15 protein-coding genes are annotated in these 14,633 nt (G+C 58.9%); 11 read left to right on the forward strand and 4 right to left on the reverse strand.

Translation table 11 applies throughout. The features are described from left to right. The first annotated feature begins 282 nt into the window (after positions 1-282). Positions 283-405: a hypothetical protein gene (locus IEX25_RS20355; RefSeq protein ID WP_256388169.1), complete on the forward strand. Its 123-nt coding sequence runs from the start codon at positions 283-285 to the stop codon at positions 403-405. A 324-nt stretch (positions 406-729) separates the two neighbouring features. Here the strand turns inward: IEX25_RS20355 and IEX25_RS16570 are convergent, their stop codons facing one another. Further along, positions 730-1,365 (reverse strand): hypothetical protein, encoded by a 636-nt coding sequence (locus IEX25_RS16570; protein WP_146038716.1) that lies wholly within the window; start codon positions 1,363-1,365, stop codon positions 730-732. A 243-nt stretch (positions 1,366-1,608) separates the two neighbouring features. Then, positions 1,609-2,040, reverse strand: a complete 432-nt coding sequence (locus tag IEX25_RS16575) for a hypothetical protein (RefSeq protein WP_188716506.1) — start codon at positions 2,038-2,040, stop codon at positions 1,609-1,611. Between the two features lie 945 nt (positions 2,041-2,985). Between IEX25_RS16575 and IEX25_RS16580 the strand changes: the two genes are divergently transcribed. Then, positions 2,986-3,171, forward strand: a complete 186-nt coding sequence (locus tag IEX25_RS16580) for a hypothetical protein (protein WP_188716508.1) — start codon at positions 2,986-2,988, stop codon at positions 3,169-3,171. Positions 3,172-3,349: 178 nt separating this feature from the next. On the opposite strand, the gene IEX25_RS16585 is transcribed toward IEX25_RS16580, so the two are convergent. After that, a complete protein-coding gene (locus tag IEX25_RS16585) occupies positions 3,350-3,568 on the reverse strand; it encodes a hypothetical protein (protein ID WP_188716510.1) in 219 nt (72 codons plus the stop codon). Positions 3,569-4,082: 514 nt separating this feature from the next. On the opposite strand from IEX25_RS16585, the gene IEX25_RS16590 reads away from it, so the two are divergent. Beyond that, entirely contained in the window at positions 4,083-4,319 is a 237-nt protein-coding gene (locus IEX25_RS16590; protein WP_103174723.1) for a hypothetical protein, read from the forward strand. A gap of 1,054 nt (positions 4,320-5,373) precedes the next feature. Here IEX25_RS16590 and IEX25_RS16595 read toward each other — a convergent pair. Next, a complete protein-coding gene (locus tag IEX25_RS16595) occupies positions 5,374-6,108 on the reverse strand; it encodes a Crp/Fnr family transcriptional regulator (protein ID WP_103174725.1) in 735 nt (244 codons plus the stop codon). A gap of 151 nt (positions 6,109-6,259) precedes the next feature. Between IEX25_RS16595 and IEX25_RS16600 the strand changes: the two genes are divergently transcribed. The 8 genes from IEX25_RS16600 (at position 6,260) to IEX25_RS16635 (ending at position 14,626) form a co-directional block, all read left to right on the forward strand. Continuing rightward, positions 6,260-6,496 (forward strand): hypothetical protein, encoded by a 237-nt coding sequence (locus IEX25_RS16600; RefSeq protein ID WP_188716512.1) that lies wholly within the window; start codon positions 6,260-6,262, stop codon positions 6,494-6,496. Positions 6,497-6,624: 128 nt separating this feature from the next. Next, on the forward strand, positions 6,625-7,080 hold the full coding sequence (locus tag IEX25_RS16605) for a DUF2934 domain-containing protein (protein ID WP_188716514.1): 456 nt from the start codon (positions 6,625-6,627) through the stop codon (positions 7,078-7,080). Positions 7,081-7,316: 236 nt separating this feature from the next. Beyond that, positions 7,317-8,408: an MlaE family ABC transporter permease gene (locus IEX25_RS16610; RefSeq protein ID WP_188716516.1), complete on the forward strand. Its 1,092-nt coding sequence runs from the start codon at positions 7,317-7,319 to the stop codon at positions 8,406-8,408. Further along, a complete protein-coding gene (locus IEX25_RS16615) occupies positions 8,405-9,184 on the forward strand; it encodes an ABC transporter ATP-binding protein (RefSeq protein ID WP_188716518.1) in 780 nt (259 codons plus the stop codon). The genes IEX25_RS16610 and IEX25_RS16615 overlap by 4 nt, the downstream gene beginning before the upstream one ends. A gap of 4 nt (positions 9,185-9,188) precedes the next feature. Beyond that, entirely contained in the window at positions 9,189-10,436 is a 1,248-nt protein-coding gene (locus tag IEX25_RS16620) for an MlaD family protein (protein ID WP_188716520.1), read from the forward strand. A gap of 11 nt (positions 10,437-10,447) precedes the next feature. Next, complete coding sequence (locus tag IEX25_RS16625; RefSeq protein WP_188716522.1) at positions 10,448-11,071, forward strand: ABC-type transport auxiliary lipoprotein family protein; 624 nt, start codon at positions 10,448-10,450, stop codon at positions 11,069-11,071. Positions 11,072-11,674: 603 nt separating this feature from the next. Further along, complete coding sequence (locus IEX25_RS16630) at positions 11,675-12,739, forward strand: NAD(P)-dependent alcohol dehydrogenase (protein ID WP_188716524.1); 1,065 nt, start codon at positions 11,675-11,677, stop codon at positions 12,737-12,739. A gap of 87 nt (positions 12,740-12,826) precedes the next feature. Then, the gene (locus IEX25_RS16635; protein ID WP_188716526.1) at positions 12,827-14,626 is read left to right on the forward strand and encodes an acetate/propionate family kinase; all 1,800 of its coding nucleotides are present in this window, start codon (positions 12,827-12,829) and stop codon (positions 14,624-14,626) included. Positions 14,627-14,633: the final 7 nt, after the last annotated feature.

A 14,633-nucleotide genomic window follows, 5' to 3' on the forward strand; every position in this document is an offset into this window, starting at 1 on the left:
GGCTGGGCGCGCCTGGTCGTCGGGATCGCGGCCCGGGCGCCCAGCCTCGCGCTTTTGGCTTGCACCAATTCCGCTGGACAACTTTTCCTGAGAGGGTTCAGTGACCCGGTTCACATGCTGGCCATCGCCAGGCATCTTGACGTCGGTGCCCATTGTCGGGCCCTCCATAAGACCGTGCAGAAGATACTGAAAGGTCACTACAGATATAGGGATCAGAACGCGCAATTACATGGGCCTTCTGCAGGCATCTCGTAGGCCGATGGTCGGATAGAAAAGAGATTGATGATCGACAACGTCAAAACCGAGGACCAATATTATAAGGTCCACGGTAAAGACGAGGATGGCAAACGTACCGAAGCCTTTTTCAAGCTGCCCACGTTCAAAACGGCTGCTTCGAATGACTGATACGGATCGGGCGTGAGACGACATGGTCCGGCAGTGTCATTGGTTTCTGGTCATGCTGATCGGCCACCTTGCTGACCGCCAAAGGCCTGAAGCTGTGGCACGAAGAGTTGGCTTCGTTTGCGCCTCCAGCGGGCTTGGGCGATTTCGCTTGCGCTACCGAACAGCCCTGCGATGCCAAGACCCTGACTCGCCGCAGCTTCGTGGCAATCTCTTCGGGTGAGGGTCAAGTGGGGTAAGGCCGGCCCGATTGCTGCCGTTGGTGGTCAGACAGCCACTCGTTACATTTGCGTACGCCGGATAGTCATGCACGGGAAGTCTTCCACGTCATCGCCCAAGAATGCACGCCCCCTCCGAGAGCTGGAAGCTGGGGTCACACTCCCATCGGTTTCCGGAGTCATCAAGATGTGCATTCCTCGGCAGCTCAATCGCGACGCACCCGCGCTCCCGGTCATCTGGTGCGTACCCACGATCGCAGCGCCATCCTGGTCCGTAAGCACCTGGATCGAGGAAGGCGTTGATCGGGAGAACCACGGGATCGCATCGGTCGCCGACCTGAATAAATCCTCTCTCGCAGGACCATGCATCGCCGTAATCCACGTTGGTCAGGTAACCGTTTTCCGGCACAACAATGGGAATACAGCGGTCCAAATCTGCTGTGAAACCACGCTCACAGGCCCATCCGGATCCGGTTCGATTATCCGTAAGATAAGCATGCTCCGGCAGAACAATTGACACGCAAAGGTCCTCGTCTTTCCAGTAGCCGCGTTCGCATTGCCAGCCGTAGCCTGACGACTTCAAGAAGGCATTTTCCGGTATAAGGATTGCAGAACAGGACGTTCCATCAACCTTTTCAAATCCGCGGTGGCAGTTCCAGCCCGTTCCGTAGGAGCGTCTGGTTGCATAGGCGTTCTCAGGAACCTCGACCTTTGCACATTCCGCCCCCTCCAGAACGTAGCCCAAGTCGCAATCCCAGCCCCCGCCGTAACTGCGGGGCTGAGCATTCGGCGGTATTGGACCAACCCCCATTTGTGCGGACGCTGGAAGCGCGAGCAAGGCAGCAAGGCCTGCCGCAAGGCCAATCCTGGCCATGAGCCGGAGCACTAGGAGCTGCGGGGGTTCGAGGGACGGGAACATGAATGTTTACCTTTCTTGCCAGCGGCCATTCGCCTGACTGGCGCTGCCTTTGCAGATCTGAGGCGATCGTCACCGTGGCAAAGGCGACGTTACGGTCTCGATCCATTGCTTGATCCTGTTGCCGACAGTCGCGGTTTCCTGCGATGGCAGATCTTGTGCCTGCATGTCTTGAAGAGTTGACCCTTCTTCCTCCGGAATGGTTTTGTCAGAGGGAGATACAAAGGCGCCTTCAACCGTGGTGTCTAATATAGCGTCCCGTTTCAGGGCCATGTCGAGATAGGTCGACGAGATCGATCGCATCTCTGTGGGCCTTGTGCTGTGCCCTTTTTCATGGATCATCAGATAGGCCCCGGTTTCTCTAAACGCCGCAAAGCTGAGACCTTCGATCAGCTCTTCTTCAACGAGAACCTCATAGCGACCGGGAGGGAACTGCCGGGGTGAGCCGGGCACGACAAAAGGATGCTTGAATTCAACAACAGAGGTCGTGGATCGCGTGGTCATCATGGTTCCCTTTGCAAAGAGTAAAGGCGCGATACCCTGGCCGGAGACATCGCTCCGGAACGAAGGCGTGCAACCTGCGGGGCGCCTGGACAAAAGCTATCCTAGGAGCGGAAGATTGTTGCTGTGCCATGGTCCGTGAGGCCCCTTATAGGCACGGTGGGGCCTCCGTTTCTTCTCTGCAGCACTCGCTGGATCAAAAGAACCTGAGAAATTCTCCGGCACAGCAGCTGAAATTTGGTTGCGCCCTCTTGAGCGGTGTCACAAAAGGACCAGCGTCGAGCGCCTTCCCCAGGCTCCATCTGCACCAAAGGCATCCCCCACGTCCAACCGCGCCCTCATCGCAGTCTGTATTATCGATGGGTTGCGTGGCCGCATCAGTCGACCTGACCGGGGCGAGTATTTGCTCTGCCACGCGGCAGCACATCTGATTGCCTCGAATAGATACCGACGGCCTGTTGACCACATAGTCATATGTCGGTTCCCTTTCTCGCCTCGGAAAAAAGGAGGGATCATCCCCTGCCTGAACGATCGATACTAACACCGGGATGCTGGCCAGTTCATAGCAGGTATTTATCAGGAAGGCCCTAACCTATGTCAGCACGAACAGCTCAGGCACCGTTTAAGTGTAAACGTGCTGACAGGCATTGTTCCTTGTTCAGGCCCGAGGGGTGCTGGAACTACTTTCAGGCAGCCGGGGATGTCGTAGGCTAATTCCGAAAGGCTTTAGGCTTGTATTAAGTGATGTCTTTCCTCGCATGATACCATTCGCCGCGGCATGTCCCGCTAGTGGAAAAGCTCCTCAAGCGACGAAGCGCCATTGAACTCGAGATCGGTCATCGAGAACCGACCGTAGGAAATCCCCTTCTGTCTGGATCATTAGCAGGATCAGGCGCTTCCGTTTTCTAAAAGACGTCTGCATCACCTCTTATGGAAATCGAGGAAATCATGACTAAGATGAACTTAGAAGATCCGATCAACGAACTTCTAAATCAAATAGATGCTGCGATCCCCAGGGAAAAAGAGCTTGCAGTGCAGCAGTTGCGGCAGGCAATTTCTGGCGGTGATCGACCACCCCCGCAGTTAGAAACTTTGCTAGAAGAGACAGACCCGTTTGATAATGTCCCCGTCTAGCGATTTTTGTGGTTACCGGCCGTGATGCAAGAATTCTTGACGTTGGGCTTGGTGATCCAGTGCGGTCATCTGTCAGGCCTGTTCACGCGGCACTTTCGAGAACCTGTTGGCGAGATGGATTTTGCGTTCCTTCCGAAAGCGGCGGGGCTTCCCCCGCCGCCCTTTATTCCTTCAGAATTCATCTGCGCCCAAGCGCGTCGTAATGGCTGTTGATCCTGACATAAGCCAGAGACCGCACCATGTCTGGATTGACAGCGGCAGGATCGCCAGCGAGCCAGCCAATAGCCCGTCGAAATGCTCTTGCGAACAACCCACGCAGTCCTGCAGGACTTACCTGTGCGTCTCCATTTGCAAGCGTCGTGCGTTCGTTTTGCAATGTCTTGTGAATAATTTTCATTCTATGCTCCTTCATGAGAAAAGGCAGATACTTCCACCCGAACATGAACTTTGTCCGCCGCGGATTTCCCTAACAGGAAGGCGGTTCTTCTTGTGAAGGACGCCGCCTTCGTCAGCCATCTTTTGGGAAGCCTCGGCGTCTTCACAATCCCGATTTGGGTCTTTGTACTCGCCGTTGGGTTTGGCTGGTGAGTCTTTCGGAGCGATGGGAATTAGCACGGCCATCATCAGGCCCTCCATAAATCACGGGCAGAGTATTCTGTCGCAACCCTTCAAACATGGGGTACAAAAGGTCATTTTGCATCAGTGATGCTGGCCCTAAAGCGCAAGCCTATAGGAAGGCTGGAAAGAACAGTTTGCCGCTCCATGCCGATATTCTTCACGCAAGCAAGTGTCCCAGGTGTGGCAAGGCAACGAGTCCCGGTGAAATCTCGCCGGATTGTATCGCGAAAAGATGAGATGGGTTAAGAACGAGGACGGGCATTGTGATGCGAAAAGCGCTAAGGGGACGTGGGATGACCGATAAGGGCAACGCTCCTGAAGACATCCGGCAATACGAGATAGCCTTGGAACTCCTTTTGGCATTGCTGCGTGTGCAGACAGTCGCTCCTGGTGCGATCAGCCCGGAGGATTTGCCGAAGGTGTTGTCCGAAGCCGCCGATGGGCGAAAACAGCAAGGCGACGATGGGGCAGCGCGATTGCTGTTTGGATGGGCACAGACGCTGGGGCAGCAGATAGGGGACGGGGAGTAGATTAGGCAGGACTGCCCCGCGCCGGCCAGGATCTGCAGGGCTTTTGATGTCTATCTTTGGGCAAAAGCCACATGTTCCAGCAAAGCGGCGAGCAGTGCACCAGCTTAAAAGACATGTATTCAGTCGACTATATGGCCTAGTTATCTGGAGTTGAATACCGCAAGAACGATCAACCTAGAGTAATCTCCGGCGCCACGCCACGCTGGGTTTTTGCTAAGGCCGAAGTTTAGAACGTTTAAAGAAGCTTTCGATCTGATTGAGGCAGATGAGAGCGCAGGGGATGATCAAGAAAGCCCCGTCTTTATCGGTGGGCCGCTCGCAATTGACAGCGAGGCGGCAAAAGCGGTCGAGCCATGCCAATGTCCGCTCCACAACCCCGCGGTGCTGCCCAGCCTTTCGCCGCTTTCAATGCAACGTCCAGCATTATGAGGTAGGACCCTCCGTTTACGATCTCCAGTATGGAGCGATGCGTGAGCCGTTCAAGAAGCCAAAGACTGACGCATAATCGATGAAGCTCAGATTGGCGTGGATCGCCATGCTGATCCTCACGCTGAGTTTGGTCGATCCCAACGGAAGAACAACGTCTTGTCTGACGCGCTCCACGAAAAATGGCCCTCAGAAAAGGCGCTTATGTCTTCAGTCCGATCAAAGCCTCTGAAAATTGCCCTGTGTCACAGGTAAGGCTAACCTATGTCAGTATGACCGGGCTCTGGCATGGTTTAAGTGTGAACGTGCCGTCAGGCATTGTTCGTTACGAGTTCCAGAAGCGCGTGGGCGTACCGTAGCCTTATCGGTCGGTAGGCCTATGCGCTTCTTTTTTTATATAAAGAAGGGCAAGCCTTCGCAACTCGACCTGAGCAAGACAGGCGCCGCTAAGAGGGACATCATTGCAAAAAGGGTAAGTGCAATCAGCTCCCTATAACGGAGCCTCCTACCCCATAAAATCCTTAACCCCAAACATACTGCTGAAACTCCCGAAGCGCTGGCCGTACGCCTTGGACTTTGCGGCAAAAAAGAGTTCTTGCAACTTGCGGAAAAGCAAACGCTAACTTCCTCATCTTACGAGCGGCCCGTCCTGGTCGAGGTATGCTGGATCAAATTCCCCCAACTTTATAAGCCCCTCGTGATCGTGGATCGATACATGACCGTCCCGAAAGGTCACCAGTCCGTTTTCACGGAGCTGGCGCAACACGCGGTTCACATGAACGGCACTCAGGCCCAATGCGTCGGCAAGATGATATTGCGTGAGGGGGCAGTCGTAGCCTTCCCTGCTGCCCATCCCGACCAAAGCCAGCCTTGATGCCAGTTCCAGCAAGAAATGTGCCATTCGGGCCTCGGCGTTTCGCCGTCCGATGCCGACAAGATGCTCTACCACCATCGCCTCGTCTCGTGATGCCGCCCAAAGAACGGCCATGGCCAATCGCGGGGTGTGCGTGAACGCATCAAGAAGATCGCCTTTCAGCACCTCAGCTGCCTGGATATCCGTGAGCGGCTCGAAGCTGTGGTCCGAGGTGCGGAGCAAAACACTGCGCAATCCGAGGAAATCCCCGGGGATCTGGAAGTCAACAATCTGACGCGTCCCGTCCGGCTGAAGCTTGTAGGAGCAGACCCAACCCGCCGACAGGATGTACGCAGCTTGTTCCGATTGTCCCTGATGTACCAGATCGCGCCCTGCAAGGAAGGTCCGGCGACGCTGATGCAGATGGTCCAGAACAGCGAGCTCGGCCTCTGACAGGGCCACGAACGCGGAGAGCTTACGGACAAGTGGACTGTTTTTGACTGGTGTCATGCCTCCTCCTGCCGATTTGCGGTGCGTAAGCAGAAATCTGTCTGAGACTGCTTTCGATCAGTCCAGCATAGGGGATTTTCTGCGAGAAGTGGGGACGCATCAGATCAAAGCCTCTGCGAAAGCCGGTAGGCTGATAAAAGGAACTTTGTGGATGTCCACTGCGAACGAATACGCGGGATTAGCTGCACTTTCGATCTGCGAATCACTCCTGCTTGCCATGAACGACGCCGAGTTGTTACCCGAAAACGAGATCATGGGAGTTCTCCGGGATGCCGCGGCTGCCCACGAGAACGCCATTGGCACTGAGGTAAACAGGAAGGAGCACCGGGCTGCTGCTGACCTGATCAACGCAATCATTGTTGGCGGCAATTCGGTTCGGCACCCGTGATGCGGGTTTGCGTGCGCCGATTGGCGTCCTGAACCTGAGCGTTACTCATCATGTGCTCGGCCCCCATCATCCTTGGCGTCAGGAAGACGCCGTAGCCTAAACGACTTTGGCAATCCTGGGAGATCACTATGGAAGAACGTCTTGTAGATGTTATCGACAGCAATGGACGGGTCCTTCACACCTATCCCATCACACTGGGTGAGGCCCACGGAGTTGCCAGCGACGCCGATTACCAGGCCAAAGCCTTGCAGGCTGCCGCCCATGGTACGCTCGTTCCCGACGCCGAACTCCCTGGCTTGAGCGCGCGGATGCACCAAAGCCGGGGAGGCCGACTGCAGCCCTCCAGCGACGAGATCAGCACCACATCGGAGACAAAACTTGGTTTGGAACAGGTGGTGCGCGAGCAAGCCCATGCCCTGTGGGAACAGGAAGGACGGCCAGACGGACGCGCCGAAGAGTTCTGGCATCGTGCCCTCGAGCAGCATCTCAAGGGGCGTGCCTATGTCCTGTGGCAGCAAGAGGGGAGTCCGGACGGCGGCGCCGACAAAGATTGGCATCAAACCCGCGAGTTCCAGTCGCAATAACGATTGGGGAGCGGCGTGAGGAACACCGCGCAAGGGCCGCCACAAAGAGCATCATCCTGGCGCCGCCAAGCCGCAAGCAATTCCCGGGCAGCGTTTTCTACATAAGCAAAAGGTCTGCCAAGCTTGCCCCACTACCATCGCCCAACAATCAGCATTCCTGCCGTCTCGGCGGAACAGCTTGGCTGCTGCCTCCTAGCGCGCGCCGCTGTTCACGCAAAAAGCGAATTCAGGTGGGCATGAAGGTTGCCGATACGACCTTGTCTGACCTGTCGATTGATGTTTTCGACAAGCGCGTGATCCTGTCCGGCCACCTGGTCGTGTGGACGCTGAGCAAGCTGTCTGACACGCCAGATGCGGCGAAGATTGATCTTGCTGCGGTGACCCGGATGGATACGGCAGGTGCATGGGAACTGACGCGGCGACGCGCGGCAGGCGGCACGCTGACCGGACTGTCGCACCATCATGCCAGTCTGCTTGCGACCGTCACTGGGGCGTTGCCGGTGCCGGACCTGGCCGTCGAAGTCCCTGCCTGGTGGCGTCGCACTCTGGAGGGGACAGGGCGTCGCGTGGCCGGGGTGCTGGTATATCTGAGTGAGCTGGCCGAGTATCTGGGACGCACCCTGGCCGCGCTTTGGCGAGGCTTATGCCACCCGTCACGATTTCCTGCGACGTCCCTGATCCATCACTGCCAGGAAACCGGCTTGCGCGCGGTGCCGATCGTTGCCGTCATGTCCTTCCTCATCGGTGTGGTCCTCGCCTTCCAAGGTTCGGACCAGCTTCGCCAGTTTGGGGCGGAGGTGTTCGTGGTCGATCTGATCGCGATCTCGATCCTGCGCGAGCTGGGCATTCTGCTGACCGCGATCATCGTCGCGGGACGCACGGCCTCGGCGCTGACCGCGTCTATTGGGTCGATGAAGATGCGCCAGGAGATCGACGCAATGCGGACCCTGGGGCTTGACCCCGATCTGGTGCTGGTTTTGCCCCGCATATTGGCCTTGGTCTTGATGCTGCCGATCCTCGGCCTAGTTTCGGCGCTTACCGGACTGCTGGGCGGTGCGGTCATGTCCTGGATCGAGCTGGGCATTTCTCCTGCCGTTTTTGTTGCGCGATTGGCAGATGTCAGCGTCAGCCACGCCGTAGTCGGCCTGACCAAGGCTCCCGTCTTTGCATTGATCATTGGAGTGATCGGCTGTCATGCCGGGATGCGTGTCGGCAAGGATGCTGAATCGCTTGGACGGATGACCTCGTCCGCCGTAGTCAGCGCGGTCTTTGCGGTCATCATCGCCGACGCGGCCTTCTCGATCTTCTTCGCGCAGGTGGGATTATGAACGGCGATCCTGTTGTCCGCGTCCGCGGCCTGCGCACGCAGTTTGGCGATCATGTCGTGCATGAAGAACTGGACCTTGACCTGCGGCGTGGCGAGATCCTGGGCGTCGTCGGCGGGTCCGGAACCGGCAAGTCGGTCCTGCTGCGCGCCATTGTGGGGCTTGAGGCTTGCCAAGGCGGCACAATCGAGGTGCTGGGGAAACAGATCGGAACTCTTTCCAATCCTGACCGTCGCGCGCTGGAACAGCGTTGGGGCGTGATGTTCCAGGATGGGGCGCTCTTTTCGTCGCTGACCGTGCGCGAGAATGTCGAGGTGCCGCTGAGGGCGGTCGCAGGACTTTCGGATACCCAACGACAGGGACTGGCGGAACTCAAGGTCTCGATGGCGGGGCTGCCCTGGAAGGCCAACGGCAATTATCCCTCGGATCTTTCAGGAGGGATGCGCAAGCGGGCGGGACTGGCTCGTGCGCTGGCGTTGGACCCCGAGATCGTTTTTCTGGACGAGCCTACGGCCGGGCTGGACCCGATCGGTGCATCGGCCTTCGACCGGCTTATCGTGACGCTGCGCGACGCGCTGAACCTGTCGGTGTTTTTGGTGACGCATGACCTGGACACGCTGCACGCCTGTTGCGACCGCGTGGCAGTGCTGGCCGAACGCAAGGTGCTGACAACCGGCACGATGGCCGAGATGCTGCAGGTCGATCACCCCTGGGTGCACGAGTATTTCCACGGGCCTCGGGCGCGCGCTGCGACCGAAGGCATCCCGGACAAGGACTGATTCCATGGAAACCAAAGCCAACTATATCCTGATCGGGGCCTTCACGATTGCAGGCTTCCTGGGCATCCTGGGGTTTGTTCTGTGGTTTGCTCAATTGGAACTGGACCGTCAATTCGCCTATTATGACGTGTACTTCCCAGACGTGTCAGGCCTCGGTCCGTCGTCAGACGTGCGTTTCGCAGGGCTGCCGGTCGGGCGTGTTGTGGACATGCAGCTGGCCCCCGGCAATCCCCTGCCTGTCCGGGTCCGGCTGGAGGTGATCCTGGATACGCCCATACGCAGCGACAGCGTTGCCGCGATGGAGGTGCAGGGCGTCACGGGCGTGGCGCTTGTTGCGGTCACCGCAGGCTCCGAGAGCGCGCCCTTGCTGAGGGAGACCGACACCTCCGCGGTGCCGGTTATCGCCTCCAGCCGGTCGGCACTGCAGACGCTCAGCGACGAGGGGCCGCAGATCATCAACCGCCTCAGCCTGGTGGCCGAACAGTTGTCGCAAATCCTGGGACCGGACAATCAGGGCCGGGTGGCTGCGATCCTGGACAATGTGGAACGATCCAGCGGCAACCTGGATCAGGCGTTGGACGATGTGGCCACTGCGACGGAGGCGATATCGGAAGCTGCCACGGGCATCGCGGCCTTTGGGACGCAGATGGATGGCCTCAGCCGCAGTGCCGGAGTGACGCTGGAGCGTTTTGCCGATGCGGCGTCCGAGGCCGAGACCACCCTGAGCGCCGCCACGGGGACACTGGAGCGGGTGGACCGCTATGTTTCTGGCGATCTGACGACGCTGACACAGCAGCTGGAACGCAGCGCCGCCGGGTTGACCGCTTTCAGTGAACGAGGCGCCACCAGCCTGGACAGCCTCGACACTGCATTGGCCGCTGGCACGCGCGCCTTTGATGCGGCAGAAATGGTCATCAGCCGCGATCTTGCCCCCGTGGCCGGCGACCTGCGTGGCACGTTGGCTGCGGTGAACACCGCGCTGGCCAGCCTGCCCGAAGATCTGCCGCAAATCACCGCTAGCCTGCGTCGGGCCGCAGACTCGGCTGCGGTGGCGTTTCAGTCGCTAGGTAGCGTGATCGAGGGCGCCCGCACGCCCGTGCAAGCCTTCGCCGCTGACACGCTGCCCCAGATCTCGCGCTTGTCTCAAGATCTGCGCACGCTGGTCGAGAACATGAATCAGCTTGTCTCGACCCTGCGCCGCAATCCGACACAGCTGCTGTCCGGTCCCCGCACCCCTGAATTCCGTCGATGATGAGGTTTCCCATGCGCCTGCTTCCCGCCGTTTTGATCGCAGCCTTGAGCACCTTGCCGGGATGTGGTGCCCTGTCCGCCCTTCAGGGCGAACCGGAGCGCGATCTGTTCGAGCTGCGCCCTCCTGCTGCCCGCAGCTGCGGGCGGGCCCGCATTGGAGAGCTGGTTGTCGAACCTCCGAAAGCGCGCGGCACGCTCGACAGCGACCGGATCATGATCCGTCCGTCGGCCCTGCAGACGCAATACCTGCCAGACGCGCAATGGGGCGATACGGTGCCAGCCATGCTGCAGCGCTTGCTGGTCCAAAGCCTGGGCGCAACGGGCAGCTATTCCCAGGTCGGCCGCGCGCCGCTCGGGCTGTCTGGCGACTATGCCCTGATCAGTGAAATCCAGGATTTCAATGCCGAACTGACCCCTGATGGCGTGATCATTCAGATGACGGTCGACGCACAGATGGTAAGCGAGATGGAAGCAGACGTGATCTCGCGTGGTCGTTTCGCCGCCACCGTTCCCGCGGCGAGCACCCGCACGGCAGATTTGGTCCCGGCCTTCGACGCAGGGGCGCGGCAGCTGGTCACGCAGATGACCGACTGGGGTCTGCGCGCTTCGGGTGTGAACCCGGCGGGATGTCGATAAACAAAGCCCGGCAATGCGGCGGCCTTTTTAGAACATACTGCGCTGAAAGTAGGGGCATCTGCGCGCTGTTTATGAACTCGGGCACGGCTCGGCAGGCGGCCGCGACCACGGCGGTCTATAATCTGATGAATCGCCTGCGACGCTGATCGGGGCTTATGCGGAATAGGGTAATTGCCTCAATCGTGGCACGGATATTCGCCCGCAGGCGATCCTCGATCGGATCATACCCGCCTGCGTCAGGCAGTAGCGAAAAGGACGAGTTGTCGGTATTCTGCTTCATGGCGTGATCTCCCTGGCGGTTGCAGCCGCCGGTTGGGTGGGTGTTGGTTCACCCGGAGATTACGCCGCCAGCCAATTTCTACCAGTTCCGAGACACGACCCTCTTCATTACGCAGGTCGATTGAACACAACACTTCTCATTCAAGTGTGCTATCAAGTGTGCTGTGGGTTTGCCTCCAGCCAATGTCAGCCTTCCATTCTGCGTGGTCGCGGTCTCCTTGAGGCCGGTCGGATAAATGTGGAACGCTTGGTGTTTCCATCCGGCGGCTTTGAACATGGCGCACAGGGCAAATAATCCGAGGAGCTTCAATGTCAGCAGGTAGAATGAAGGCCGCAATTTTCGTCGAGCCCGGGCGGATCGTCTTGGATCAAAAGCCAATACCGGATGTCGGACCGCTCGATGCGCTGCTTTGGATAACGACGACCACGATCTGTGGCACGGACGTGCATATCCTGAAGGGCGAATATCCCGTCAAGAAGGGTTTGACGATAGGGCACGAGCCGGTCGGAGTGATCGAGAAACTCGGTTCAGCAGTGAAGGGATTCACAGAAGGCCAGCGCGTAATCGCGGGCGCCATTACGCCGAGCGGCCACAGCAACGCCTGCCAATGCGGCCGCGCGTCTCAAGATGGGGCAGGCAGTCGGCACGGTTGGAAAGCGATGGGAGGTTGGAAGTTCGGCAACACGATCGATGGCTGCCAAGCCGAGTTCGTGCTCGTGCCTGACGCCATGGCGAACCTGGCCGAAGTGCCGGACGGCCTTACGGATGAACAGGTACTCATGTGTCCGGACATCATGTCGACCGGTTTCAGCGGGGCTGAACAGGGTGACATCAAGATAGGCGATGTGGTGGCGATCTTCGCACAAGGGCCCATCGGCCTGTGCGCGACTGTCGGTGCAAAGCTGCTGGGCGCTTCGAACATTATCGCCGTGGACAAGCTGCCTGAACGGCTCGACATGGCCCGGCGTCTTGGCGCTGACCACGTTGTGGATTTCAGCGGCGTGAACCCTGTTGAAGAGATCATGCGCATCACAGAAGGTCGAGGTGTTGATGTCGCCATCGAGGCGCTCGGCACACAGGCGACTTTCGAAGCGTGCTTGCGTGTGCTCCGACCCGGGGGGACGCTTTCCAGCCTCGGGGTCTATTCGTCCGATCTCATCATTCCTCTGGATGCCTTTTCTGCCGGCCTTGGTGACCATCGGATCGTGACAAGCCTTTGCCCAGGCGGCAAGGAGAGGATGCGGCGGCTCATGGCCGTCATTGAATCAGGCCGCGTGGATCTCGCGGCGATGGTCACTCATCGGTTCAAGCTCGATGACATTGAGGCGGCATACGAGCTTTTTGCCAATCAAAGAGATGGCGTTTTCAAGGTCGCCATTACCCCTTGAAAACACCATCCGTGAGGAAAGCGATCAGCGGCCGCTGACCAGCGCCAAATCCTTCGACACGGCTGAGCCGACTGAGAAAGACGCATTGTGAAGATACTTGTGGTGAACTGCGGCAGTTCCAGTCTGAAGGTCGGCGTTTTCGAAGTGGGGAAGACAGCCATCGAAGTCTTCAAAGCGAGCTACGAGAAGTTTGAAGCCGGGAGCTGTTCCTACAAGATCACGAGAGGCGGAAAGACAGAGACCGGAGAAGCGGCCTTCGGCGACATCGCCGCCGCGCTGCGTGCCCTTCCGCATATCCTTAGGGGCCATAGGGTCACCGAACTCGACGCGGTTGGACATCGGGTCGTCCATGGAGGCAAAAAATTCCGAACAACGACGATCCTCGACCAGCCGACCATCGAAGCGATCAAGACACTGACGCCGCTGGCGCCGCTCCACAATCCCGCTAATCTGCTCGCCGTGCACATTGCACAAGAAGTCTGGCCGAACCTTCCTCAGGTCGCGGTCTTCGACACCGCATTCCATAGCACCATTCCACCTCGTGCAACGACCTACGCGGTGCCGAAGGCGTGGCGGGACGCTGGCCTGCGGCGCTTTGGGTTTCATGGAACGTCGCACAAGTATGTGGCTATCCGCGCCGCAGAGGAGATTGGCGCCCCCCTGCGTGATCTCCAGATCGTCAGTGTGCATCTTGGTAATGGGGCCAGCGTCTGCGCGGTCAGTCGCGGTGAAAGCCTGGACACGTCCATGGGCATGACACCGCTCGAGGGACTAGTGATGGGGACCCGCTCCGGCGACGTCGATCCCGGGCTGTTCGGATTCCTGTCGCGGCAGCTTGGCATGTCGATCGATGAGATCGAGGATGCGCTCTATTCGAACAGCGGGCTGCTGAGTCTGACTAATTCCTCAGACATGCGCAGCGTAGAGGACCGCGCAGCCAAGGGGGACGCCAATGCCCAGCTTGCTATCGAAATCTATGCTTACCGGACCCGCAAATACATCGGAGCCTATGCGGCGGCGATGGGAGGCCTCGATGCTGTCGTTTTCACCGGCGGCATCGGCGAGAACTCGCCATCAATGCGTCGGCGCATCTGCGATGGACTGGAGTTCATGGGTCTGCAGATTGACCACGAGCGCAACCAATCCGTGGAACTTGCCGACAATGCTGCACCTCAGATCCAGGCCTATGGTGCGAAAGTGCGGGTAATTGTCACCGAGACGGCGGAGCAATTAATGATCGCTCGAGAGACAGCCGCCGCGTTGGCTCCAAAGGCGCCCGTGCCCCAACCGGTATCCGTCGCGGTATCGGCCCGTCACGTGCACTTGTCCCGGCCAGCGGTTGAGGCCCTGTTCGGCACAGGCTACCAACTGACACCTGCCGTTCCTTTGCGGCAGCCAGGCCAATGGGCCGCTAGCGAGCGTGTCACGTTGGAGGGACCTAAAGGCCGCTTGGAGCGCGTCGCCATCCTCGGCCCAGAACGTCCCGGGACGCAGATCGAAATTTCAAGGACGGACGGGTTTGCGCTCGGCATCGATGCGCCGGTTCGCGACAGCGGCAAGCTGGACGGAACGCCGACCGTTCGGCTCATCGGTCCCGCTGGGAGCCTCGAGACCGGCGGACTGATCGTGGCCGCACGGCACATACATACCAATCCGGATGATGCCGAACGCCTCGGTCTCGCAGACGGCATGCTCGTGGATGTTCATATTGGCGACGAAGAGCGCGGGCTGGTGTTCGGCAAGACGCTGATCCGGGTCGGCGCCGGGGCCGTGACTGAGATGCATATTGATACTGACGAGGCAAACGCGGCCGATATCCGCGTCAACGGTGAAGGATCGCTCGTTCCCGATCTTCGCGCCGTCGCGGTGCCGAGCAGGGAGGCATAAAGCAACC

The organism is Paracoccus acridae, from assembly GCF_014642735.1.
GTDB classification, from domain to species: domain Bacteria; phylum Pseudomonadota; class Alphaproteobacteria; order Rhodobacterales; family Rhodobacteraceae; genus Paracoccus; species Paracoccus acridae.

Bases quoted from the DNA above. Each gene is read 5' to 3' on its own strand.
- IEX25_RS16600 (WP_188716512.1), top strand. From the start codon at position 6,260: ATGTCCACTGCGAACGAATACGCGGGATTAGCTGCACTTTCGATCTGC.
- IEX25_RS16625 (WP_188716522.1), top strand. From the start codon at position 10,448: ATGCGCCTGCTTCCCGCCGTTTTGATCGCAGCCTTGAGCACCTTGCCG.
- IEX25_RS16575 (WP_188716506.1), bottom strand. From the start codon at position 2,040: ATGACCACGCGATCCACGACCTCTGTTGTTGAATTCAAGCATCCTTTT.
- IEX25_RS16595 (WP_103174725.1), bottom strand. From the start codon at position 6,108: ATGACACCAGTCAAAAACAGTCCACTTGTCCGTAAGCTCTCCGCGTTC.
- IEX25_RS20355 (WP_256388169.1), top strand. From the start codon at position 283: ATGATCGACAACGTCAAAACCGAGGACCAATATTATAAGGTCCACGGT.
- IEX25_RS16615 (WP_188716518.1), top strand. From the start codon at position 8,405: ATGAACGGCGATCCTGTTGTCCGCGTCCGCGGCCTGCGCACGCAGTTT.
- IEX25_RS16630 (WP_188716524.1), top strand. From the start codon at position 11,675: ATGAAGGCCGCAATTTTCGTCGAGCCCGGGCGGATCGTCTTGGATCAA.
- IEX25_RS16610 (WP_188716516.1), top strand. From the start codon at position 7,317: ATGAAGGTTGCCGATACGACCTTGTCTGACCTGTCGATTGATGTTTTC.
- IEX25_RS16590 (WP_103174723.1), top strand. From the start codon at position 4,083: ATGACCGATAAGGGCAACGCTCCTGAAGACATCCGGCAATACGAGATA.
- IEX25_RS16605 (WP_188716514.1), top strand. From the start codon at position 6,625: ATGGAAGAACGTCTTGTAGATGTTATCGACAGCAATGGACGGGTCCTT.
- IEX25_RS16620 (WP_188716520.1), top strand. From the start codon at position 9,189: ATGGAAACCAAAGCCAACTATATCCTGATCGGGGCCTTCACGATTGCA.
- IEX25_RS16585 (WP_188716510.1), bottom strand. From the start codon at position 3,568: ATGAAAATTATTCACAAGACATTGCAAAACGAACGCACGACGCTTGCA.
- IEX25_RS16580 (WP_188716508.1), top strand. From the start codon at position 2,986: ATGACTAAGATGAACTTAGAAGATCCGATCAACGAACTTCTAAATCAA.